This window comes from Ferrovibrio sp. GW821-FHT12F09, assembly GCF_058806775.1.
This window is the reverse complement of record NZ_JBXAPZ010000001.1, coordinates 2,465,777-2,489,715: the sequence shown is the minus strand read 5'-3', so window position 1 is coordinate 2,489,715 and position 23,939 is coordinate 2,465,777. Positions and strand designations below refer to the sequence as shown.

Below are 23,939 nucleotides of genomic sequence, written 5' to 3'. Positions count from 1 at the left end.
GACCGCCCGGAACCCGTGGCTAAACAGGAGCAAATGCTGTGGAAAACCGGGGTCGCGTGCTTGCGTCCGGCCGGTCACCGGCCGCGCTGTACCCGCGCGGTGAAACCGTCATGGCGTTCGGGGCCGGTATAGGCCTGCAGCCGGCAGGGGCGGTTCGCCGCCTCGGCAGCAGCCAGCACCGGCAGGAAATCCTTTGCGATCTCCTGCAGCGTCAGCCGCACCGCCTCGGCGAGCTTCGCCATCTCCTCCGCCGTCATGCTCTTTGCCTGCTCCTCCAACACCGACTGGCTGCCCGACATCATGGCGGCATACTGCCGGCGCGCTTCGTCCATGCGCCCCATCTGGATGTAGTTCAGCATCAGGTCGGTGCGGTTCTCCAGGAAATCGCCAACGCTCTGGCGCTCGTTGCGGCTGGCGATGCTGGAGAGGCCGAAGGCGAGGCGCTGCTCGTAATAGGCCGGAACGGCATCGCAGGCCTCGACATAACGGTCTTCGCGGCGGGTCAGCACCACAGGCACCAGCGGACCGCACTGGCCGCAACCGCGGTAGTAATTGCCCCAGCGGTCGTTGGACGCCACCATGACGAAACGGGTCTGTCCGGGCAGCCAGTCGGACAGGATCAGGCGGCCGTGCCCCTGCGGCGTGATCTCGGTCAGGTCGTCATCCAGCCGCAGGACGGACTGGCCGTAGCCGCTGTAGCCCGAACCGCCGGACCCGATATCGACGAACATCAGCCCAACGCCTTCGTTGAAGGGATCGGCGCCGCTCGGCTCGACGATCCGGACCATCCATTGGCTGGTGCTGGCAACGCGGTCGGCCTTCAGGGCTCCGCCGCTGCGGCTCAGACTGTAAACGACCAGATACTCGCGCCCCTCATCGGAATCCTCGACCTTCTCCATGTCCCATACGATGGCCAGATACTGCGGCTGGCCGTTGCGCTGGAACCAGGCCTGCTGCTGCAGCACCGCGCCCTTGGGCATGCCCGCCTGCAACTGCTGCAGGAGCGCGGCGCTGCCGGCCGGCAAGGCATTCATCGACAGGCGATAGGGATGCGGGCTTTGCGCCGCGACAGAGTCGCCCGAAACCTCGCCGAGATACTGCAGGCTGCGCGGATCGCGCGCCGCCGCCGGCGCGCTCATCACCAGACCCGCGGCCACCCCATACGCGGCCATGGCCGCCATCATGATCCGAAGCATTCCCCGTCCCCCGTCATGCCCGCCGCCCGCGGCAGGCCGTCTTCTGCCTGACGCTATTTAGACACGAGGATCGTGGCGGGATGAAGGCGTTCCATGCATCGCCAACGCATTCTCCTTGTCATGCCCGGGCTTAACCCGGGCATCCACGCCTACTGTCTCCGCCTGCGCCCTTTATGGTCCGTCGGCTCCATACCCGCCAGTTCCAGAAACAGTAGACCGAGATCGAGATAGCTGCCGGGCTCGGGGCTCCACCGATCAACAACGTGGTAAGCCTCACCGCGCCGGCCCTCGACAATCCACCGAGTTCCATCTGGACCGAGGCGGTCGTCAATCACGGGTAGCTTCCAGAATTTGCTATCCGCAAGCGCGTCCTCCAGACGGCGCCACTCCGCACCAGATAATGTGCGCTTGACTTGGCTCAATACTTCACCGGGGTCATAGCCACCGGCACCGGATAATTCGATGACTTCCAGCTCCGCACGCCCCTCATGACGTGTCGCCCGAATAACCACCGGCCGTCCCCAAGTTCGCAACCACAGAAAGCGATATACTTCACCGACAACCACATCGCAGGAAATCGATGGCTCGCCCATGGCCGCCAAATGCCGCGAATACCAAGACCGAACGAAAGCATCGTGCCCCGGGTAAAGGCCCGCAAATGTGTCACGCGGGAAGAAATACTCGTCACTTACCGGTGGACACGAGCGTGGTTCAGTAGCCCAAGCCACTCCACTCTGCACAACAGTTCCAAAGAACATAACCAAAATCGCGGCAAACTGAAAAACGTGGATGGCCGGGACAAGCCCGGCCATGAAAATTCGCAGAAATGAGCCAGCATGCATCATTCGCTGGCACTAGCCTGAACGCCCAAGAGGACCGCCAATTGCGCAGCCAGGTGCGGCACATCGCCAAGCATCAGCAGTATCGATGCATCCTGCTCGGGCGATGTACGGCCATCGAGAATGGCTGAGATATAGCCGACGATACGGTGCACCATCTCGTTGCTGTGACGCAGCATCTCCTGCTGATCTGGTGCATCATAGGCATCGCGAGCCTGTATCGTCTCAGTGTGCACGAGGCGCGTCAGCAATGCCACTTTAGCAATGGGCGACAGCGCGGAGAATTTCTCCGATGTCGTCATGCCTCAATGTCCCTGCTTCGCCAGCCGGTCGAATTCGAGCAACTGCTCCAGCACGCCTTCCATCTGGTCGAAGGGCACCATGTTGGGGCCGTCGGACGGCGCGCTGTCCGGGTCCTTGTGCGTCTCCATGAATACGGCGGCGACGCCGATCGCCACGGCGCCGCGCGCCAGGATCGGCACGAAGCGGCGGTCGCCGCCCGAGCTGGAGCCCTTGCCGCCCGGCTGCTGCACTGAATGCGTGGCGTCGAACACAACAGGGCAGCCGGTCTCGGCCATGATCGGCAGCGCCCGCATGTCGTTGACCAGCGTATTGTACCCAAAAGAGACGCCGCGTTCGCAGAGCAGCACGTTCGGATTGCCGGCATGGTCGAATTTCTCGACGATGTTCTTCATGTCCCAGGGCGCCAGGAACTGGCCCTTTTTCACATTCACCGCCTTGCCGGTCGCCGCCGCGGCCAGCAGCAGGTCGGTCTGACGGCTCAGGAAGGCCGGAATCTGCAGCATGTCGACGCTGTCGGAGACCAGCAGGCACTGTTCCTCGGTATGCACATCGGTCACCACCGGCAGGCCGAGCACGGTGCGGATTTCATCGAAGACCGGCAGCGCATTCTCCAGCCCAAAGCCGCGGTTGCTGCGGATCGAGGTGCGGTTCGCCTTGTCGAACGACGACTTGTAGATGAAGTTGATGCCGAGCTTTCCGGTCAGTTCCTTCAGCGAGCCGGCCATATCGATGGCATGGTCATGACTTTCCATGGCGCAGGGCCCGGCCAACAGCGTGAACGGCAGGTCGTTGCCGATCTCGAAATTGCCGATCCTGATATGGCGGATGGGATTGGGGGCTTCGCTCACGGCCAAAGGCTCCATGACTTAAATAACAACTGTCATGCCCGGGCTTGTCTCGGGCATCCACGCCTTACTTAGGGTCGTTCCATTACAAAGACGTGGATGGCCGGAATAAATCCGGCCATGACACTCTATGGTCAGACCAGTCGCGACTGCTTCAGCGCAGCTTCGATGAAGCTGGCGAACAGCGGATGCGGCTCGAACGGCTTCGACTTCAGCTCCGGATGATACTGCACGCCGATGAACCAGGGGTGGTTGGGGAATTCCACGATCTCGGGCAGCAGGCCGTCGGGCGACATGCCGGAAAAGACCAGGCCGCAGCCTTCCAGCTTGCCGCGATACTTGGTGTTCACTTCATACCGGTGACGATGTCGTTCCGACACGGTCGTGTTGCCATAGACCTCAGCCACGCGGCTGCCGGGCTTCAGCGCTGCATCGTAGGCGCCGAGCCGCATGGTGCCGCCCAGATCGCCGGCCTGGCTGCGCTGCTCCAGTTCGTTGCCGCGCATCCATTCGGTCATCATGCCCACGAGAGGTTCTTTCGCGGGTCCGAATTCGGTGCTGCTGGCGTCTTTCAGGCCGGCGAGATTGCGCGCCGCCTCGATCACCGCCATCTGCATGCCGAAGCAGATGCCGAAATAGGGAATGCGGCGCTCGCGCGCGAAGGTGACGGCGCGGATCTTGCCTTCCGAGCCGCGTTCGCCGAAGCCGCCGGGCACCAGGATGGCATGCACGCCCTCCAGCGCCTGCAGCGCGGTCTCATCTTTCTCGAATATCTCGGACTCGATCCATTCGATATCGACGCGGGCGTTGTTGGCGATGCCGCCATGCACCAGCGCCTCGGCCAGCGACTTATACGCATCCTTCAGGCCGGTATACTTGCCGACGATGGCGACCTTGACCTTGTTCTCGGGCGCGATCACGCGCTGCACGACATTCTGCCAGCCGCTCAGGTCCGGCGCCTTGCCGGCATCGATGCCAAAGGCTTTCAGCACCTGCACGTCCAGCCCGGCCTCGTGATAGGACAGCGGCGCGGCATAGATGGTGCTGACGTCCAGCGCCTCGATCACGGCCTCTTCGCGCACATTGCAGAACAGCGCCATCTTGCGGCGGTCGCCCTGCGGAATCTCGCGGTCGGCACGGCAGAGCAGGATATCGGGCTGGATGCCGATGGAGCGCAGCTCCTTCACCGAATGCTGGGTCGGCTTGGTCTTCAGCTCGCCGCTGGCGGCAATGAACGGCACCAGCGTGCAATGGATATAAACCGCCTGGCCGCGGCCGGCTTCCAGGCCGAACTGGCGGATGGCTTCCAGGAAGGGCAGGCTTTCGATATCGCCCACCGTGCCGCCGACTTCGACCAGCATGAAGTCAACGCCTTCGCGGTCGTCGGCGATGAAGTCCTTGATGGCGTCGGTGATATGCGGGATCACCTGCACGGTGCCGCCCAGATAGTCGCCGCGGCGTTCCTTGGCGATCACGGTCTGGTAGATGCGGCCGGTGGTGATGTTGTCGGTCTTGCGGCCGGGCACGCCGGTGAAGCGCTCGTAATGGCCGAGATCGAGATCGGTCTCGGCGCCGTCATCGGTGACGAAGACCTCGCCATGCTGATACGGGCTCATGGTGCCCGGATCGACGTTGATATAGGGGTCGAGCTTGCGCAGGCGGACGGTATAGCCGCGCGCCTGCAGCAGGGCGCCGAGCGCCGCCGAAGCGAGACCTTTTCCGAGGGAGGAGACCACGCCGCCGGTGATGAAGATGTACCGCGTCATGGGAGACCTGTCTAACCTATCCATCCGACACAAAAAAGGGTCCGTTCGCGCCGACTCGCGCGATTTCACAAAGACGAAAAGAGTCTTTCAGTTCAGGCGATTAGAAACGCTTACTGCGACAGCGGCACGGCCGGCTTGGGGGCTTCGGCCGGGGCCGAGGTGGCCGGCGCGTCGAGAATCGAGCGCGGCTTGGAGTGACCGCCGGCGAGAATCGCCAGCGTGATGCTGGTGATGAAGAACAGCACCGCCAGAATCGCCGTGGTACGGGTCAGCAGGTTGGCCGAGCCGCGCGCGGTCATGAACCCGCCGCCGCCACCGCCGCCCATGCCCAGCGCGCCGCCTTCCGACCGCTGCACCAGAATGACGCCGATCAGCGCCAGGGCCAGCAGGATATGCACCACCAGAAGGAAGGTCATCATGGGTCGAATCTCTCCAAAGTCCGGGGGCTTTTACACCCTCCCCTCAGATAGGGAAAGACCCTGCCGACGCAAAGGGATCGGGGAATTGACTTTGGGCAAATGTTCCCATAATGTTCACGATTGCCTTGTCCCTGTCGATCCACCGCCCGGTCCTACAACGCCTTGAGGCGCAATGGAGAAGTATTGGCCGGGCCTGACGCCTCAATCGGATTGAAGCGGCCCGCACGAAATAAGACCGAATAAGCCGCAATAAGGATCGAATAAGCCCGGATAAGACTCAAATAAGGAGAAATAAGACTCGAATAAGCGCGAATAGCGCCAGCCAAGACTGCTTCAGCGGGCGGTTCAGCGCTCCGGGAGGCCCGGATCGTCATACGCGTGTGTGCAGCCCCAGGGGTCGGTGACCTGCCAGGACCCATCCGCCTGCGGCTCGATATATGCCGGCCCGACCGGCACTTTGCCGTGCCCGCCGGGGATGTCGAGGATATAGGTCGGCTGCAGCAGGCCCGAAGTATGGCCGCGCAGCCGGCGCATCAGCTGCTGGCCCTCTTCCAGGCTGAGCCGGAAATGGCTGGTGCCGCGCGCCAGGTCGCCGTGATGCAGGTAATGCGGCTTGATGCGGTTGGCGACCATGGCGCGGAACAGGTCGGTCAGCGCCGCCGGGCTGTCGTTGACGCCGCGCAGCAGTACGGATTGCCCCAGCATCGGCACACCGGCCTCGACCAGTTTGCGGATCGCACCCCTGGCCTCGCTGACGAATTCGCGCGCATGGTTGGCATGCAGCAGCAGCCACACGGCCTTGTCGCTGCTTTTCAGCGCGTCGATCATCGCGTCGTTGATGCGGGCGGGATCGACCACCGGCACGCGGCTGTGGATGCGGATGACGCCCAGATGCGGGATCGCGTTGAGTTTGGCGATCACCTCTTTCAGGCGGCGCGGCGCCACGATCAGCGGATCGCCGCCGGTGAGGATGACCTCCCAGATGGCGGGATGCTGCGCGATATAGTCGATGGCGGCATCGAGCTGGTCGGTGTTCAGGCCCTTCGAGCCTGGCCCCACCATCTCGCGGCGGAAACAGAAGCGGCAGTAGACCGGACAGACATTGACCAGCTTGAGCAGCACGCGGTCGGGATAGCGATGCACGATGCCGGCCACCGGGCTGTGGGCGTCATCGCCGATGGGATCGCCGCGCTCGTGGTCGTGAATCGCCAGCTCGGCCGCATCGGGCAGGAACTGCCGCGCGATCGGGTCCTTCGGATCGGAAGCGTCGATTAAAGACTGAATATGCGGCGTGACGGCCACGGCGAACTGTTCGGCCACCTGTTTCAGGGCCGCGATCTGTCCGTCGCTGTCGCGTTCCACCTTGCCCATGAGGGTTTACTTGAAGCCTTTCGCCTCGATGATCGGCCAGAAATCCGCGGCCTTCAGGCTGGCGCCGCCGACCAGCGCGCCGTCGACATCGGCCACGGCCATCAGGGCCTTCGCATTGTCGGGCTTGACCGAGCCCCCGTAGAGCAGGCGGAAACCGTCGCCGCTATCGAAGCGCGCCTTCAGATGCTGGCGCATCGCCGCATGCACCTCGGCCACCTGGGCCTCGGTCGGCGTGCGGCCGGTACCGATGGCCCAGACCGGCTCGTAGGCGATCACGGTATTCGCAGCCGTGGCGCCATCGGGCAGCGAGCCATGCAGCTGCGCCGAAACCACCTTCAGCGTCTCGCCCGCGTCGCGCTGCGCCAGCGTCTCGCCCAGGCAGATGATGGCCACCAGGCCGGCACGATGGACGGCCTCGGCCTTGGCCCGCACCTGGGCATCGGTCTCGCCATGATCGGCGCGGCGTTCGGAATGGCCGACGATCACCAGACTGGCGCCGGCATCCTTCAGCATCTCGGCGCTGATATCGCCGGTATGGGCGCCGCCGGATTTGGCGTGGCAGTCCTGGCCGCCGACCATGATGCCGGACTCTTTCGCCGCCGCCGCCGCCATCGCCGCCACCAGGGTCGCCGGCGGGCAGAGGCCCAGTTCGGCCTGCGGCGCCTGTGCCTTGATGCGGCCGGCCAGAGCGGCGACCTCGCCAAGACTGGCGGCCAGGCCGTTCATTTTCCAGTTGCCGACGATCAGGGGGCGTCGCGCCACCATGGGGGACCTCGTATGCCGCTAAAAGGATGCAGGGTGAAAAGCCCGGGTTTCGTAGCAAGTTCCGACCGGAAAGGCAAAGCCGGCGCCTTGCCGCCCCCGGGCCCGGGCTTTAGTATGCGCGCCCACCCGCCCGGGGTCATGTGATCTGGCGGGAGCCTTTGTTTCGCTTCACTTTTTTGGGTGTTTTATGCTGCAGCAGATGCGTTCCGGCGCGGCCTCCTGGATTGCCAAGGGTCTGATGGTGCTCCTTATCTTCAGCTTCGGCATCTGGGGCGTGGCCGACTATGTCGGCGGCTTCGGCGGCAGCGGCGATGTCGCCAAGGTCGGCAGCACCGCCATCGGCCAGGGCGAATTCGCCGAGGCCTTCCGCCGTGAGGTGAGCAATCTGCGGCGCCGCTTCGGCAACGCCTTCTCCGCCGACCAGGCCCGCCAGCTCGGCCTCGACGAGACCGTGCTGAACCGTCTGGTGGAAGACAAGCTCTATGTGCAGGCGGCCAAGGGCATGGGTATCCAGGTCACCGACCAGCAGGTGCGCGAGATGATCATCGCCGCGCCGGCCTTCAAGGGCATGGCCGGCCAGTTCGACCGCATGGCGTTCGAGACCTATCTGCGCAACGAAGGCTACAGCGAAGGCATGCTGGTGGCGCTGCTGCGCGACGACATCGCGCGCACCCAGCTGGTCGGCAGCCTGTTCGGCAGCGTGACCACCGTGCCAAAGCCGATGGTCGACGCCGTGCTCGCCTATCGCCTGGAACGCCGCCTGGCCGAATATGCCGTGATCGACGCCGCCAAGCTGCCGGCCCCGCCGGTGCCGACCGATGCCCAGGTGGACGAATACTATAAGGCCAATCCCGTCGCCTATACCGCAGCCGAGCGCCGCAGCGTGAGCTGGATTGCCCTCGATGCCGCTCAGCGCGCCAGCCAGATGGCGGTGAGCGACGCCGAGATCCGCGAAGAATACGATGCCAACAGCCGCGCCTATGTCACGGCGGAAAAGCGCGCCGTCGAGCAGGTGGTGTTCGCCACCGAAGCCGAGGCGAAAGCCGCCGCCGAGGCCATCGCCAAGGGCGAGAGCTTTGCCGCCATGGCCGAACGGCTGCTGAAGCTGAAGCCCGATGATCTCAAGCTTGGCACGGTCACGCGCGAAGAGCTGCCGGCCGGCATCGCCAATGCCGCTTTCGCCCTGCCCAAGGACAAGGTGAGCGACCCGGTGCAGTCGGCCTTCGGCTTCCATCTGCTGCGCATCACCGACATCCAGCCCGGCAGCACCCGCAGCCTGGATGAAGCCAAGGCTGAGCTGCAGCAGCAGATCGCCCTGCGCAAGGCGCTTGAAGGCATGGTCAAGCTGCGCCAGCAGATCGACGACCAGATCGCCGGCGGCGCCACGCTGGAGGAAATCGCCAAGGCGCAGAGCCTGACGCTGCAGCAGGCGGCCGATATCGACAACCAGGGCCAGGATATGGCCGGCAAGCCGGTGGCCGCCCTGCCCAAGCTGCCGGCCTTCTTCACCGATGCTTTTGAACTGGGCCCGGATGCCGAACCGCATATTCTGGACAGCGAAACCGGCCTGATCGTGCTGAAGGTGACCGAGGTCAAGCCGGCCGCCCTGAAGCCGCTGGATGCCGTGAAGGCTGATGTGGTTGCGGCCCTGGAGCAGCGCGCCCGCAGCACTGCAGCCGAAGACCGCGCCAAGCAGATCGCCGAACGCCTGCGCGCCGGCGGTGACCTGGCCAAGGAAGCCGCCGGCATCGGCGCCACCGTGCAGCTGAGCGCGCCGCTGACCCGGGGCCAGCCGGCAGAACGCAATTTCTCGCCGGTGATCAATGGCGCGCTGTTCAACGCCAAGGTCGGCGAGGTCGTCACTGGTCCGGCCGCGACAGCTGGCCCTAGCGGCGGGGCCAATGCCATCGTCGCCCGCCTCACCCGTATCGAGCCGGCCGATGCGGCCTCGATTGCACGGCAGCAGGACCAGACGGCACAGCAGCTCGCCGGCGGCGTTGCGCAGGACCTGGTGCAGCAGTATCGCCTGACCCTGCAGAAAGAGATCGGCGTGACCGTGAATGCCGCGGCCCGCGCCCGCGCGATCAGTGCCGGCGAGCAGTAAACCCCAGACAGCGTCATGAAGATCACGCCCGACTATGCCAGCTTCGCCCAGCGCTACATGGCGGGCGAAGCCCAGGTGCTGTCGACCCAGCTGGTCGCCGACCTGGAGACGCCGGTTTCCGCCTTCCTGAAACTGGCCGACCGGCCGTGGTCCTGCCTGCTGGAATCGATCGAGGGCGGCGCGGTGCGTGGCCGCTATTCGATCATCGGGCTGAAGCCTGACCTGCTGTGGCGCTGCCACGGCCAGAAGGCCGAGATCAACCGCAAGGCGCGCTTCGACACCACCGCCTTCGAGCCCTGCAAGGAGCCGACGCTTGAGTCGCTGCGCGCCCTGCTGGCCGAAAGCCATATCGACCTGCCGGTGAACCTGCCGCCGATGGCCGCCGGCATCGTCGGCTTCATCGGCTATGACATGGTGCGGCTGGTCGAACCGAAGGTGCCGGATTCCAACCCCGATACGCTCGGACTACCGGACGGCCTGCTGATGCGGCCGACCGTGATGGCGATTTTCGATTCCGTGCTCGACATGATCACGCTGGTGACGCCGGTGCGGCCGCAGAGCGGCATGGATGCGCGGGCGGCCTATGCGATGGCGAGCGAGCGGCTGTCCGATATCGTCGCTGATCTCGACCGCCCGCTGGGTGCGGTGCGCGACCAGATCGCCGATCTGGATGCCCTGCCCGAGCCGCAGTCGAACATGTCGCCCGAGGATTACATGGCGATGGTGCTGAAGGCGAAAGAGTACATCGCCGCCGGTGACATCTTCCAGGTCGTTGTGGGCCAACGCTTCAGCCTGCCGTTCCGTCTGCCGCCATTTGCGCTCTATCGCGCGCTCCGCCGCACCAACCCCTCGCCCTTCATGTTCTATCTCAATCTCGGCGGTCCCTGTCTCGTCGGTTCGTCACCTGAGATTCTGGTGCGCCTGCGCGACGACACAGTGACCATCCGGCCGATTGCCGGTACGCGCAAGCGCGGCGCCACCCCGGCCGAGGACCAGGCGCTGGCCGATGACCTGCTGAGCGATCCGAAGGAACTGGCCGAGCATCTGATGCTGCTCGATCTCGGCCGCAACGATGTCGGCCGCGTGGCGCAGATCGGCACGGTGAAGGTGACCGAGCGCAACCTGATCGAACGTTACAGCCACGTCATGCATATCGTCTCGAATGTCGAGGGCAAGATCCGCCCCGATCTCGATGCGCTGGACGCCATGTTCGCTGGCTTCCCGGCCGGTACGGTCTCGGGGGCACCCAAGGTGCGGGCGATGGAAGTGATCGACGAGCTGGAATCCGTGCGCCGCAGCTTCTATGCCGGCGGCGTCGGCTATTTCTCCGCCAACGGCACCATGGATACCTGCATCACGCTGCGCACCGCGCTGGTGAAGGACGGCACCATGTATGTGCAGGCCGGCGCCGGCATCGTCGCCGACAGCGACCCGATGTCCGAGCATGTCGAATGCGTCAACAAGGCGAAAGCGCTGATCCGCGCCGCCGAGGAAGCCGAACGCTACGCCAGCCGCACAGGCCGCGGGCAGTAGACCTTACGCAGCGATCCGGTTCGCCAGCGGGAACTGCAGGGTGATCGCCGTGCCGACCTCGGGACCGGTGGCGATGCTGAGCGCGCCGCCATGCATCTCCACCAGCTTCTTGACGATCGGCAGCCCGAGCCCGAGCCCGGCACTGTGATCGGCCAGCATCGACTGGCCGCTGCCGAAGGGTTCAAACAGATGCGACAGCTTGTCGGGCCGGATACCCGGACCGCGATCCTGCACGCTGAGTGTCAACCCGCCCTCGGTCACCCGTCCCACGACCGTCACCACCTGACCCGGCGGGCTGAATTTCAGCGCATTGGAAATCAGGTTCAGCAGCATCTGTCGCAGCATCATCGGATCGGCCAGCAGGTGGCGGGCATCCGGGTCGATCTCGAAACGGACGCTGTTATCCCTCGCATCGGCCAGCGGCCGCAGAATTGCCGTCACCTCTTCGGCCATGACGTCCAGATCGACCGGCCCCGGTTCCACCTTCAGGGCGCCAGCTTCGATGCGGGTGATATCCAGCACCTGGTTGATCATCCCCAGCAGATGATCGCCGCTGCGATGGATGTCGCGTCCGTAATCCTGATAGGTCTTGGCCAGCGGCCCGACCATGGCGCCCGAGATCAGCTCAGAAAACCCGAGGATGGCGTTCAGCGGCGTGCGCAGTTCATGACTCATGCGCGCCATGAAATCGCGCTTGGCCTGGTTGGCTGCATCCAGTTCGGCCAGCGCCTCGGTCACGCGTTTCATGGCAGCATCACGTCGTACCATCAGCACAGACAGCCAGCCCGTTAGCAGTGCAATCACAAGCGAACCGAACGACATGCCGACCAGCTTGGGCCAAGCCTGCGCGTGCCAGGCCATTTGCAGCGATTCTTCACGCAACGCCGCGGCAACGATAATCGGATACGGCGTTACCGGCGCATAGCTGGCCTTGATGCGAAGACCCAGATCACCCGTACGGTCCTGTCTGAAGGCCGTCACCGGCTGGTACTGCCGGCTGAGCGCATCGAGATCGAAACCCGCCAGTATCTTGCCGATCCGCTCTTTCGGATCGGGCGTCAGATGCAGCACCAGCCCATCCTTGCGCAGCAGGCCGATGGCCGAGGGCGCCGAGATCAGCAGATCGCGATAGGCCTCCTCGAAGCTGGCCACCGGTATGGCGGCGAGAATGACCCCGATATCAGAAGGGTTCTTGCGTGCTTTCATCACCATCGGGATAACGGCACGGCCACTGGTGCGGCTCGACAGGGGCTCACCCATATGCAGCGTACCAGGTGTCGCATCGCGAATGGCCGCCATATATTCGCGGTCGCCGACAAAGACATTGCCGCCGCCGCCTTCGATGCGGATCAGCCGCTCGCGGCCGTCGATAATGGCAATGCCGATCGGATCATCATCGCTGCTCTGCATCCTGAGCGCCAGTTCGCTCAGGCGATGCAAGCTGACATCCTCTACATCCGCCTGCAGGGCCTCGTCGATCGCCACCAGAATTGCATGGGCCGTATCCAGGCTCCGCCGGGCATGGATTCGCAACACCGGGATGGCGCCGGTCAGTTCAGCCTCGGCCGACTGATAGATGCGCTTGCGGTCTTCCACGATCAGCGCAATCGTGACGGCCCAGGCGACGATCAGAACGAATGCCATCAGGACAAGAAGGAGTCTGTGTGGAGATCGAATGGCTCTCCCCATCCAGCCGACACCAGGTATGACTTTCGAGTCCAAGGTCTGAGCACCGATAACAGATGACATGCTGTCAGGCAGAAAGTATGGTCAGGAACAATTATCTGCGACAACTAAAAATTCGTCAGTCTACCCCGCTATTCGAAGTCCAGACCGCCATCATGCCGACCGCCTTCAAAACCATTCGCGCCCGCGCGGAAAAGCGCAAAGGCGGCCCGGCCGCCCTCAAAAAACTGCTGCCGGCAGTGCCGGACCAGAAGGCGCTGCTGAAGCTGAAGGACGATCGCGCGTTGGCCGAGATGGCGAAGCGGGTCTTCTCGGCTGGCTTTGTCTGGAGCGTCATCGAGAACAAGTGGGACGGCTTCGAGACCGCCTTCCAGAAGTTCGAGCCGCGCAAGCTGGCGCACAAGCCGGATGAATTCTGGGAGAAGCTCGCCTCCGACAAGCGCATCGTGCGCAATCCGCAGAAAATCCGCAGCGTGCGCGACAACGCCCAGTTTGTGGTCGACATCGCCGCCGAATACGGCAGCTTCGGCAAACTGCTCGCCACCTGGCCGAAGGACGATCAGGTCGGCCTGCTGGAGCTGCTGGCCAAGCGCGGATCGCGACTCGGCGGCAATACCGGCCAGTATCTGATCCGCTTCCTTGGCCGCGACAGCTTCATCGCCTCGCGCGACGTGATCCTGTGCCTGCGCGATGCCGGCGTCGCGCTGACCGACAAGGCCGCCTCGAAAGGCGACATGAAAAAAATCCAGGCGCAGTTCAATATCTGGGCGAAGGAAAGCGGCCTGCCGCTGATGCATATTTCGCGGATTTGCGCGATGTCGATCGGCGAAAACTACGAAGCCGAGCGGCTCAAGCGCGCGATGGGCGAGGCCGAGTAAGACATAATCCTGCCGGTTATGGTTATCGACCCGTAAACGCCGCTGCAAATAAACTCAATTATATCGTTGGTCCGGATACGGCATCCGCCGCTAGCTTGGCCTGATGCAACACGATCTTTCACTCGACGCCGTCAGCTGGGAACAGCGCGGCATCCAGGCCCGCGACGCTGGCCAGCATGCGGAAGCGGAAGCCTGCTTCGCGCAGGCCGTGGCGCGTGACGAACGGCCGCTGTCCTGGCTTGGCCTCGCCCTTTGCCAGATCGATCAGAAGCGCCCCGACGACGCCGTGAGCAGCCTGCGCCGGGCGCAGGTCCTGTCGCCCAAATCCGGTGTCGTGCGCCACCTGCTCGACTCCCTGACCGGCACCAATACGCTGCGCGCACCCGATACCTATGTCACCTGGCTGTTCAACACCTATGCCAGCGAATTCGATGCGCATCTCACACGGCTCGGCTATCAGGGTCCGCAGATGCTGCACAGCCTGGCCGAACGCGCGCAGTGGCCGGTGCAGCCGACCGCCCGCATTCTCGACCTGGGTTGCGGCACCGGCATGAGCGGCCAGCCCTTCCGCCCCTATGCCGCCCGGCTGGACGGCATGGACCTGTCGCCCGGCATGCTGCGCCAGGCTGGCAATCGGGGCATCTACGACACGCTGCAGCTCGGCGAAGTGCATGAGCTGCTGCGCCAGGCGCCGGAAGCGGCCTATGACATGGTGATAGCCGCCGACACGCTGATCTATATCGGCGATGTGGCCGATCTTTTCCGTCTGGTGACTCGCGCGCTGAAACCCGGCGGCAGTTTCCTGTTCACCGTGGAAACCGGTGAGGCCGGCTTTGCACTGACCGCCAGCGGCCGCTACAGCCATGCCGATGCCTATCTGCGCCGCTGTGCCGACCGGCTGCTGCGCCATGCCGACTGCGTGGACGGCGTCATCCGCATCGAGGCCGGCAAAATCACGCCGGCACGCGCCTACCGCTTCGTCAAGACCGTCAACTGATCCGGTAAATTGTAAGGTTCAGCGTTCCTGCTGCTGACGACGCAGCAGCACCGTGCTGACCGGCACCAGGCTGAAGCCGCGCTCTTTCGCCGTCGCAATCCAGTTTTCCATAGCGGTCAGCGTGGCGGCATGGGGATGCCCGATGGCGATGACATCGCCGCGCGCCCTGGCGATGCGTTCCATCGCCGCCAGTTCATGGCCGATGCCCGGCGAGCGCTCATCATCGAGGAAGAGATCCCGTTCGGCCGCATCCAGACCGCGCTGGCGCGCCAGCGCCGGGCCGGCCGAGCTGGGACCCGACAGGCTGTCGAGCCAGAAGACCTGACGACGGTTCAGTTCGTTCAGCACCGCGCCCATGCCGGCGGCATTGGCCGTGAAGCGGCTGCCCATGTGGTTGTTCACGCCGACATAGTCGCTGAAGCGATCCAGATGCCAGGCGATCCGGCGCTGCAGCTCAGCCTCGTCGAGGCCGACATACAGCGCATTGGGACCGGGATTGTTGCGTCGGGCATCCAGCGGCTCCATCGGCAGATGCAGCATCACCTCATGGCCGGCAGCACGCGCCGCCGCACTCTGCTCCGACAGATCGTTCGCGTAGCTCATGAACGACAGCGTCACCGGCCCCTGCAGCCTGGTGGCGCGCTGGGTACCTTTGCGGTCGAGGCCGGCATCGTCGATCAGGAAAGCCACGAAGGGCGGCTTGGCCACAGCAGGCGGCGCCACGGCGCGCGCGCGCCAGGCAGGCGCTTCGCCGGGATTGCGCGGAGCAAGCGACGGCGGCGGCGCGGGCGCAGCCGTCAACTGGACCGGTTTATCGCTGGCCGGTGCCTTTTTGGCCACCGCCGGAACAGCAGCCTGAGTCACCGGAGCCGGGAGTGGCGATGCCGGATTTGCCGGCACGGCAGCAGGCGCGGCCGGAGCCGCAGCGATCTCAGGCTTTGGCTCGGGCTTCACGGGTTCGGTGACCGTCGCCGGTGCGCTGGCCATGATGGCCGGCGTCGGCACCGGATCGACCTTGATCGGTTCAGGCAGCGGCGGCATGACGGCGGCCTGCTGGGCGAATTCGGAAATCGGACGCCAGCCCCGTTCGGGGCGAATCTCGGGCGCAGCCGTGGGAGCAACGGGCGCAGCTTCTGCCGGTTGCGGCTGCAGCGGCGCCACGGCGGCGACGGCAACGGGCTGCGGTCGCGGCGCGTGGCCCACCGCCATGCCCATGGCCACACCGCCAGCCAGCAGCGCGGCTGCGGCTGTCATCAGCGGCCAGTTGACCGCCAGGAAACCACGGGTCTTCTGCGGAGGAGTTGCAGCCGCCGGAGCAGCAGCCGGGATCGGGTGGCCCGGGACGCTACGCGTCTGCATGGCGCCATAGGCACCGGCGGCAGCCTGTGCCGAAGCGGTGCGGCGCGTCTTCAATCTGAGGGCGGCAGGATCGCTCATCTGACCCGGTTAAAGGATTGCGGCGGACACGGCAAGGGCGGTGTGCAACGCGTTGCCGTCATTGTCGTTTCGGCATGGTTAGCGAAGCGTAAAGACAGCCCTGCCCGTCGACTCGGAAAGGCATTAAACTTTGGCTATGGGCGAGGCAGCAAAGATCGACATTGTTACCGGCGACATCACGCGTCTGGAGGTCGACGCCATCGTCAATGCCGCCAACGAAAGCCTGCTGGGCGGTGGCGGCGTCGATGGCGCCATCCACCGCGCGGCCGGACCGGGACTGCTGGCGGAATGCCGCGCCATTGGCGGCTGCCCCACCGGCGAGGCTCGCATCACGGCGGGCTACACTCTGCCGGCCCGCTATGTGATCCATACCGTCGGGCCGGTCTGGCATGGCGGCAGGCGCAACGAAGCGGCACTGCTGGCACGCTGTTATCGCAACAGCCCAGCCCTGGCGGCGGAATACCGGCTGGCGGCGATTGCCTTTCCCGCGATCTCGACCGGCATCTACGGCTACCCGCTGCAGCCGGCCACCACGATTGCCGTGGCCGAGACCCGACAGCACCTGCAGGGCAACAACTGGCCGCAGCGGGTGATCTTCTGCTGTTTCTCCGCAGAGGCGGCGGCCGTCTATTCGGCCGCCCTGGCCAGCGGCTCCTGATCGAGCCGGAAGAAGGTGATCGAGGTGGCCAGTTCGCGCGCCTGATCGGCCAGCGACTGGGCCGAAGCCGTGGTCTGCTCGACGAGGGCGCCGTTGCGCTGGGTCATCTCGTCCATCTGCGTCACGGAATCGTTGATCTCGTCCAGTCCTGACGCCTGCTCCTGGCTGGCGATCGAAATCTCCTCGATGATGCCGGCGACCCGCTTCACGGCATCGACGATACCGGTGAGGCTGCCGCCCGCCTCGTTGACCAGCGCAGCACCAGATTTCACCTGCGCATTCGAGGCCGAGATCAGACCCTTGATCTGCTTGCTGGCATCGGCCGAGCGCTGGGCCAATGTACGCACCTCCTGCGCCACCACGGCGAAGCCCTTGCCGGACTCGCCTGCCCGGGCGGCCTCGACGCTGGCATTCAGCGCCAGAAGATTCGTCTGGAAGGCGATCTCGTCGATCAGGCCGACGATATCGACGATCTTGCGGGCGCTCTCCTCGATCTCGCGCATCGCCTCGACGGCACGACCGACCACGGTGCCGCCGCGATCGGCGGTGTCGCGCGCCGTGACGGCCAGCTGGCTGGCCTGACGCGCATTGTCTGCGTTATGCCGCACGGTGGCGGTGATCTCTTCCATCGACGAGGCAGTGCGCTGCAGGTTGGCGGCCTGCTGCTCGGTGCGCTGGGCCAGATCGCCGCTGCCGACCGAGATTTCGGCCGAGGCATCCCGCACATTGCCGGCGGTCTGCGACAGGCGGCCAACGATATCGGCCAGCTTTTCCGCCAGCGTATTGGCGTCATCGGAGAGTTGTTCGAACACGCCACGATGGCCGCCGGCGATGCGATGCGTCAGATCGCCCTGGGCCAGCGCCCCCAGCATGCTGCCCAGATCGGCCAGCGCCTTGTCGACGGTGCCCAGCAGATCGTTCATGCCCAGACCCAGGCGCTGCATCACGCCCTGCAACGCGTCAGCGTCGATACGGCGCGTCAGGTCGCCGGCGGTGGCCGAGGCGACGATCTGGCCGATGGCGTCTTCCAGCAGCTTTTCCTGTGTCTTACGCTCGGCCTCGAAATTCTCGCGGTCGCGCTCGACCTGCTGCTGCAGCTTTTCATTCTCCTGGCCGTTGGTCTTCAGCACCTCGACGGCGCGCGCCATCTCGCCGATCTCGTCCGAGCGGCCGGTCTCCTGCAGTTCGACCGACCAGTCGCGGTCGGCCAGACGCCGGGTCACCGCGGTCATGCGCAGGATCGGCGCCACGATCTGCGGCCCGATGAACATCAGCCCGATCAGCAGCGCGATGACCAGGCAGATCACGGTGATCGCCACCAGCACCAGCTGCGCCGTGGTCGCCTGCCCGGCTGCCGAAGCGGACGCGGCATCGGCTGCTGCGGTGGCGGCTGCCACCAGTGCCCCGACCTTGGTGCCGAGTTCGGCAGCGGCATCGCGCGCCTGCGTCAATGCCAGGCCGGCTGTGGTCATGGTGCGGATCTCGCCGCGCCGGATCTGGAAGATGCTTTCCGAACCCTGCCCGTAGCCCAGCAGCTTGTTAGTGGTGTTCTGCAGTTCGATGACGTCGAACTTCTTGCTGGCCCAGTCGAGCTCTTCAAGCGCGCTACTGTTCAGCTTGACGAATTCGCTGAACAGCTTGTCGAGCTCAGGGTTGCTTGGCGCCTGCGCTGCCACCGCCATCACCGCCACCAGCTGGTTCACCGCATTGCCGGCGGCGATCAGGGCATTGGCCGCATCGGCGGCCTCCGATTTCGCATTGGGCTGGCGCAGTTCGTAGATGGCGCGGTCCAGCGCCGGCTGCATCAGCGACTGGAAGGTGATGTAGTCGGCGCTCATCCTGGTCTGCAGCTCTTCACGCTGCTTCACATAGCCCAGCCGCGCATTCACCGAACGGTTGATCTGCGCCACCATGGTGTTGAGGAAATCGACCGATTTCTCGATCGCCTCGATCTGCTCGGTCTGGCCGGCCGGCGCCGCCACCTTCACGGTTTCCACCGACTGCTTGAGCTTGGCCTGCTTGGCCCTGAGCGCGGTGAGCGCCTTTTCGCGATCCTCGTCGCTGGTGGCATTGGCCAGCACCGGCGCGCCGGCCGCGAGGTCGGCGCTGGTGCCCGAAAGCTCCAGCGCCGTGATCACCGCTGGCAGGTTGGTGGTGGTGATGCCGGCATAGCTGTTCTCGACGCGGCCGAAGAACAGGCCGCCGATGACATTCGAGACCAGCGTCAGCGCCGCAAGGACGCCAATGGCCAGATAAAGCTTCTGACGGATACCCATACTTTCCTCCCCCTGCGGACGTCCTTCTGGGCGTCCGGCTCTGAAGCCATGCCGGCTTTTCTTGCTTACCGACATACTTTCCCACTGGAGCCATCGCCGTAAAGGGGGAGAGAGATACGGGTGTATGTTCGGCGACAACTCAACCTATAGGAAGCTCTTTTCGTTCTCCTACTAGATGTGGGCCCTAGCCTGTGGAAAAATACTTGACCCGAATACAGAACCTCATTAGAACATTTCGTGGGTTTCATGTTCGTTCTGGTTTGTCGCCGGCCTGTCCCACTCCCCGGCCCCGACCGCCCAGGACCTTAAATCGAGGAGGCTTCCATGCTGACCCGGAAACAGCACGACCTGCTGCTCTTTATTCACGACAAGCTGGAGAATTCCGGCGTGTCGCCGTCCTTCGAGGAAATGAAGGAGGCGATGAAGCTGAAATCCAAGTCGGGCATCCATCGCCTAGTGACCGGCCTGGAAGAGCGCGGCTTCATCCGCCGTCTCGCCCATCGCGCCCGCGCCCTGGAAGTGCTGCGCCTGCCCGATTCGGCCGTGCCGGTTCGCGGCGGCGTCGGGGCCCCGGCCCGCAGCGCCACCCCGCGCAACCGCCTGATGCCGCGCGCCATCGAAGGCGGGGCCGGCGGCAACAGCCCCATGGCCGGCACGCCGGTGAACGTCAATCCCTATAACGCCCGCGACATCGTCACCCTGCCGCTCTACGGCCGCATCGCCGCCGGCACGCCGATCGAGGCGCTGCGCGACATGAGCACGCAGATCGATGTGCCGATCGGCCTGCTGGGCAATGGCGAACACTACGCCCTGGAAGTCGCAGGCGATTCGATGGTCGATGCCGGCATCATGGATGGCGACACCGTCATCATCCAGCGCAGTGACAATGCCGAAAACGGCACCGTCGTCGTCGCCCTGGTCGACGATCAGGAAGTGACGCTGAAGCGCCTGCGCCGCAAAGGCAACTCGGTGGCGCTCGAAGCCGCCAACCCGGCCTACGAAACGCGCATCTTCGGCCCCGACCGGGTCAAGGTGCAGGGTCGCCTGGTCGGCCTGCTGCGCCGCTACTGAGTTTCAGCGGATTGAATACCAAACGGGGCGCCCTTCGGCGCCCTGTTTTTTATGAGCCGCGCTCGGGCCCGTGCCCCTTGGGCACGACCCAGGGCCGGCGACCGCGCTGCTGTGCCACGGTGAGCAGGCGGATGGCCCCGGTTTCGCGCGCCAGGAATAGCGCATGCGTGCCGCCACGCCACAGGTCGTTGCGATCGATGACGATTCTTGCGGCCGGACAGCGATAGCGGATCGGCATCTGGGCCGCGATCACCACATCGGCATGTTTGCAGTCTTCGGTGATCGCCTTCGGCTGCCGCGGCAGCGCCACCAGAAAACCGTCACGCCGCCAGGAGCAACCCTCCGGATCGCAGCGCAAGCTGCCATCGACGCCGGATCGGCCTTCGGTGTCGTTGCGTCTGAGCGTCGGCCAGGGATAAAGCGGTGGCGCCCCCAGCCGCTCCCACCAGGTTTCGGCGGCAAAGCCGCGCGGCGGCGTGGAGGTCAGATAATACCGGTCATCCTGCGCCCGGGCTGCAATCAGGCGACCATCGCCGCTGACCAGAAGATCGGGCTGCGGCACCAGCCAGGGTGAAGCCGTACCGATCAGGAGACCGGCCAGCCCGAGCCAGCGCCAGCGCTGCTGCCACAGGCATAACCACAGACCGCCACCGGCAATGGCACCCAGGCCCCATAATGGCATCGCCGGTACCACGCCAACGGCATCGGGCCAGCCGGCCACCCATTGCGCCAGCGCGATCAGCAGATCGATGCACCAGACCATCGGCACCAGCGCGAGGGCTTCGAGGCCCAGCGGCATCAGCAGGAAGGCCAGCACGATCAGCGGCATGATCAGGAAATCCACCAGCGGCGCGGCCAGCAGGTTGGCGATCAGGGCATAATCGGCGACGCGATTGAAATGATAGGCGGCGAAAAAGGACGAACCCAGCCCGGCCACGAAGCTGGCCGCCATGGTGCCGAGCAGCCAGAGCATGGCGATCTTTACTGGTCCCGCCTCGCTGCGCCAGCGCGTCAGTCGCGGTGCGAATTGCTCGAATGCCGCCACCAGCGCGGTGACGGCGGCAAAGGACATCTGGAATCCGGGATCGAGCAGACTGTCGGGCCAGAGCACCAGCAGCAGCAAGGCTGCCCAGGCCACCGCGCGCAGCGTGATGGCGCGACGGTCCAGCATCACGGCGATCAGCGCCAGGGCGATCATCACCAGCGCCCGCAGCGTGGGCAGTGCCGCGCCCGACAGCAGCGTATAGGCGGTGGCGCCGAGCAGGGCCGCGACCGCCGCCCATTTCTTGATCGGGTAATGCAGGGCCAGATGCGGACTGAGCGCCAGCAGGCCGCGCACGAGAAAGAACAGCAGGCCAGCCACCAGGGTGAGATGCAGGCCCGAGATCGAGAGAATATGTGCCAGGCCAGAATCGCGGAATGCTGCATCCACGCTGTCGGGGATCGGTCCGCGCACACCGGTCATCAGCGCCGCGGCAATCGCGCCGCCGGCGCCCTCGGTCTGCGCGGCGATACGGCGCGTCCAGTCCTGCCGCAGGGCACTGAGCGACAGCAATGCCGCATCGCGCCAGTCTTCGGGTTCGGTCTCCGGCATGGCTTCGGGCGTGCTGATCGCATAGCCCACGGCGCCAATCTGGCGAAACCAGGCATAGCGCGCAAAGTCGAAGGCGCCGGGCATCGCCGGCTCCGGCGGCGGCAGCAGCATGACGCGCAGGCGGATACGGTCGCCCGGCCACAGAATGCTGCCGTCACGGTTGAGCGTGATCCGCACGCGACGCGGCGTTTCCGGCTCGCCAAGGCCGCTGAAGCTGACGCGGTCCAGCAGCAGGCGATGACCGGCATCGCGCGGCTCGGCGTCCAGGACCCGACCTTCGAGCCAGACCGCGCCGCTCATCCGCTGCAGGACCGGCGCCGCCACGCTGGCGCTGCGTTCCGCACCAAGCCACACCCCGGCCGTAACGGCCAGAGCCATAATCAGGGGCAGTCGCCACAGCGCCCGGCGTGCGAACAGCACCAGCGCCAGAACCAGCGCCGCGACACCCAGCCGCAAGGGCAGCAGCGGCGGTTCGGCAGGAAGAAGGAAATATGCAGCAATGCCGGTCCCCAGCAGGGCCGGCAACCAGAGAAACCAGCGTTCGCGCTCGGCCAGCAACGTGGCGATGGCATCGAAATCGCGCAGATCGCGCCAGCCTGCCGCCATGCCTGCGACAAGCCCCGAAACCAACCGCTGCCATAATAGCTGTTGCGCCAGACGGGCCATGGCGGAAAACTCTGCATACCTGCCCTGCGGTCGCCAATCCGTGCAAATCGGGAACGCGGCTTGCCCGCCTGCACCCGTATGCTAAAACCCTGCGGCAATCGTCATTTCCGCTCTCGCGTCTGGATCGTTCCATGAAGGTCGTTACCCGCTTCGCCCCCTCGCCGACCGGCTACCTGCATATCGGCGGTGCCCGCACGGCCCTGTTCAACTGGCTGTTCTCGCGCCACCACGGCGGCACCTTCCTGCTGCGCATCGAAGACACCGATCGCGAGCGTTCGACCGACGATGCCGTGCAGAAGATTTTCCAGGGCCTGAAGTGGCTGGGACTGGACTGGGATGGCGAGCCGGTGATGCAGTTCGCCCGCATGAACCGTCATGCCGAGGTGGCGCATCAGCTGCTGGCCGAGGGCAAGGCCTATCACTGCTACTGCTCGCCCGAAGAGCTGGAGGAGATGCGCAACAAGGCCAAGGCGGAAGGCAAACCGATCCGCTATGACGGCCGCTGGCGCGACCGTGATCCGAAGGATGCGCCGGCCGGCGTTAAACCCGTCGTGCGTTTCAAGGCACCGCAGACCGGCAGCACTGTGATCAAGGATCATGTACAGGGCGGTGTCACCTTCCAGAACGAGCAGCTCGACGACCTCATCATCCTGCGCTCGGACGGCACGCCGACCTATAATCTCTCGGTCGTCGTCGACGACCACGACATGGGCATCACCCATATCATCCGTGGCGACGATCATCTGACCAATGCCGCGCGTCAAAGCCAGCTTTATCTGGCGGCCGGCTTCGCCGTGCCCGACTTTGCGCATATCCCGCTGATCCATGGCAGCGACGGCGCCAAACTGTCCAAGCGCCATGGCGCGCTGGGCACGGAAGCCTATGCCGATATGGGCTATCTGCCGGCGGCGATGCGCAACTACCTGCTCCGCCTGGGCTGGAGCCATGGCGATGACGAAATCATTTCGACCCAGCAGGCCATCGAATGGTTCGGCCTCGATCATGTCGGCCGTTCGCCGGCGCGTTTCGATTTCGTCAAGCTGAACAATCTGAACGGCCATTACATCCGCCAGTCGGCGGATGACGAGCTGATGACGGCCGCCCTGCCCTTCATCGAGAAGAAGATCGGCCGCGCGCCGAACCAGGCCGAGGCCGCGCAGATCAAGGCGATCCTGCCCGCCGTGAAAGAGCGCGCCAAAGACCTGAACGAGATCACGGAATCTCTGCAGTTCCTGTTCGCTGCCCGCCCCATCGCGCCCGATGCCGCCGCCCAGAAACACCTGGACGATGCCGCCAAGGCACGCCTGAAGACCATGATCGAAACGCTGACCGGCGTTGCGGACTGGACGGCAGCGAATACCGAAGCCGCAATCCGCGCCTTGAGCGAGACGCAGCAGGTGAAACTCGGCCAGCTGGCGCAGCCGCTGCGCGCGGCACTGACCGGCCGCACCGTGTCGCCACCGATCTTCGATGTGCTGGCCGTGCTGGGCCGCGAGGAAACGCTCGCGCGTCTGGCCGACGCTGCGGCTTAAGCC

General features: G+C 65.0%; 19 protein-coding genes. 7 read left to right on the top strand and 12 right to left on the bottom strand.

Annotated elements, in window-relative coordinates; all coding sequences use genetic code 11:
* Positions 1-74: 74 nt before the first annotated feature.
* From AC1ROB_RS12375 to tpiA, 8 genes are all read right to left on the bottom strand, one after another.
* Positions 75-1,172, bottom strand: a complete 1,098-nt coding sequence (locus AC1ROB_RS12375; protein WP_492970863.1) for a hypothetical protein — start codon at positions 1,170-1,172, stop codon at positions 75-77.
* A gap of 173 nt (positions 1,173-1,345) precedes the next feature.
* Positions 1,346-2,041 carry a hypothetical protein gene (locus AC1ROB_RS12370; RefSeq protein WP_492970864.1) on the bottom strand — a complete coding sequence of 232 codons (696 nt, stop codon included), beginning with the start codon at positions 2,039-2,041 and terminating at the stop codon, positions 1,346-1,348.
* Positions 2,038-2,337 (bottom strand): hypothetical protein, encoded by a 300-nt coding sequence (locus AC1ROB_RS12365; protein WP_492970865.1) that lies wholly within the window; start codon positions 2,335-2,337, stop codon positions 2,038-2,040. Before AC1ROB_RS12365 ends, AC1ROB_RS12370 begins: the two co-directional genes overlap by 4 nt.
* 3 nt (positions 2,338-2,340) lie before the next feature.
* Positions 2,341-3,186, bottom strand: coding sequence for a 3-deoxy-8-phosphooctulonate synthase (gene kdsA / locus AC1ROB_RS12360; RefSeq protein WP_492970866.1), 846 nt, complete (start codon positions 3,184-3,186; stop codon positions 2,341-2,343).
* A gap of 131 nt (positions 3,187-3,317) precedes the next feature.
* Positions 3,318-4,949: a CTP synthase gene (gene pyrG, locus AC1ROB_RS12355; RefSeq protein WP_492970867.1), complete on the bottom strand. Its 1,632-nt coding sequence runs from the start codon at positions 4,947-4,949 to the stop codon at positions 3,318-3,320.
* 110 nt (positions 4,950-5,059) lie between these two features.
* On the bottom strand, positions 5,060-5,368 hold the full coding sequence (gene secG, locus AC1ROB_RS12350; protein ID WP_492970868.1) for a preprotein translocase subunit SecG: 309 nt from the start codon (positions 5,366-5,368) through the stop codon (positions 5,060-5,062).
* Between the two features lie 345 nt (positions 5,369-5,713).
* Positions 5,714-6,739, bottom strand: a complete 1,026-nt coding sequence (locus tag AC1ROB_RS12345; protein ID WP_492970869.1) for a lysine-2,3-aminomutase-like protein — start codon at positions 6,737-6,739, stop codon at positions 5,714-5,716.
* A 6-nt stretch (positions 6,740-6,745) separates the two neighbouring features.
* The gene (tpiA, locus tag AC1ROB_RS12340; protein WP_492970870.1) at positions 6,746-7,504 is read right to left on the bottom strand and encodes a triose-phosphate isomerase; all 759 of its coding nucleotides are present in this window, start codon (positions 7,502-7,504) and stop codon (positions 6,746-6,748) included.
* A gap of 187 nt (positions 7,505-7,691) precedes the next feature.
* On the opposite strand from tpiA, the gene AC1ROB_RS12335 reads away from it, so the two are divergent.
* Complete coding sequence (locus AC1ROB_RS12335; RefSeq protein ID WP_492970871.1) at positions 7,692-9,608, top strand: SurA N-terminal domain-containing protein; 1,917 nt, start codon at positions 7,692-7,694, stop codon at positions 9,606-9,608.
* Between the two features lie 15 nt (positions 9,609-9,623).
* Positions 9,624-11,141 (top strand): anthranilate synthase component I, encoded by a 1,518-nt coding sequence (trpE, locus tag AC1ROB_RS12330; RefSeq protein ID WP_492970872.1) that lies wholly within the window; start codon positions 9,624-9,626, stop codon positions 11,139-11,141.
* Between the two features lie 3 nt (positions 11,142-11,144).
* Here the strand turns inward: trpE and AC1ROB_RS12325 are convergent, their stop codons facing one another.
* Positions 11,145-12,785: a sensor histidine kinase gene (locus AC1ROB_RS12325; RefSeq protein WP_492970873.1), complete on the bottom strand. Its 1,641-nt coding sequence runs from the start codon at positions 12,783-12,785 to the stop codon at positions 11,145-11,147.
* 197 nt (positions 12,786-12,982) lie between these two features.
* Between AC1ROB_RS12325 and AC1ROB_RS12320 the strand changes: the two genes are divergently transcribed.
* Positions 12,983-13,705 (top strand): DNA-3-methyladenine glycosylase I, encoded by a 723-nt coding sequence (locus tag AC1ROB_RS12320; RefSeq protein ID WP_492970874.1) that lies wholly within the window; start codon positions 12,983-12,985, stop codon positions 13,703-13,705.
* Between the two features lie 103 nt (positions 13,706-13,808).
* The gene (locus AC1ROB_RS12315; protein WP_492970875.1) at positions 13,809-14,702 is read left to right on the top strand and encodes a class I SAM-dependent DNA methyltransferase; all 894 of its coding nucleotides are present in this window, start codon (positions 13,809-13,811) and stop codon (positions 14,700-14,702) included.
* Positions 14,703-14,720: 18 nt separating this feature from the next.
* On the opposite strand, the gene AC1ROB_RS12310 is transcribed toward AC1ROB_RS12315, so the two are convergent.
* Entirely contained in the window at positions 14,721-16,139 is a 1,419-nt protein-coding gene (locus AC1ROB_RS12310) for a divergent polysaccharide deacetylase family protein (RefSeq protein WP_492970876.1), read from the bottom strand.
* A gap of 136 nt (positions 16,140-16,275) precedes the next feature.
* Here AC1ROB_RS12310 and AC1ROB_RS12305 point away from each other — a divergent pair, with 136 nt between their 5' ends.
* Positions 16,276-16,797 (top strand): O-acetyl-ADP-ribose deacetylase, encoded by a 522-nt coding sequence (locus tag AC1ROB_RS12305; protein WP_492970877.1) that lies wholly within the window; start codon positions 16,276-16,278, stop codon positions 16,795-16,797.
* On the opposite strand, the gene AC1ROB_RS12300 is transcribed toward AC1ROB_RS12305, so the two are convergent.
* Positions 16,767-19,073 (bottom strand): methyl-accepting chemotaxis protein, encoded by a 2,307-nt coding sequence (locus AC1ROB_RS12300; RefSeq protein WP_492970878.1) that lies wholly within the window; start codon positions 19,071-19,073, stop codon positions 16,767-16,769. The genes AC1ROB_RS12305 and AC1ROB_RS12300 overlap by 31 nt on opposite strands.
* Positions 19,074-19,397: 324 nt before the next feature.
* Here AC1ROB_RS12300 and lexA point away from each other — a divergent pair, with 324 nt between their 5' ends.
* Complete coding sequence (gene lexA / locus AC1ROB_RS12295; RefSeq protein ID WP_492970879.1) at positions 19,398-20,144, top strand: transcriptional repressor LexA; 747 nt, start codon at positions 19,398-19,400, stop codon at positions 20,142-20,144.
* A gap of 49 nt (positions 20,145-20,193) precedes the next feature.
* Here lexA and AC1ROB_RS12290 read toward each other — a convergent pair whose 3' ends face one another.
* On the bottom strand, positions 20,194-22,404 hold the full coding sequence (locus AC1ROB_RS12290; RefSeq protein ID WP_492970880.1) for a ComEC/Rec2 family competence protein: 2,211 nt from the start codon (positions 22,402-22,404) through the stop codon (positions 20,194-20,196).
* Between the two features lie 131 nt (positions 22,405-22,535).
* Between AC1ROB_RS12290 and gltX the strand changes: the two genes are divergently transcribed.
* On the top strand, positions 22,536-23,936 hold the full coding sequence (gltX, locus tag AC1ROB_RS12285; protein WP_492970881.1) for a glutamate--tRNA ligase: 1,401 nt from the start codon (positions 22,536-22,538) through the stop codon (positions 23,934-23,936).
* The last annotated feature ends 3 nt before the right edge of the window (positions 23,937-23,939 follow it).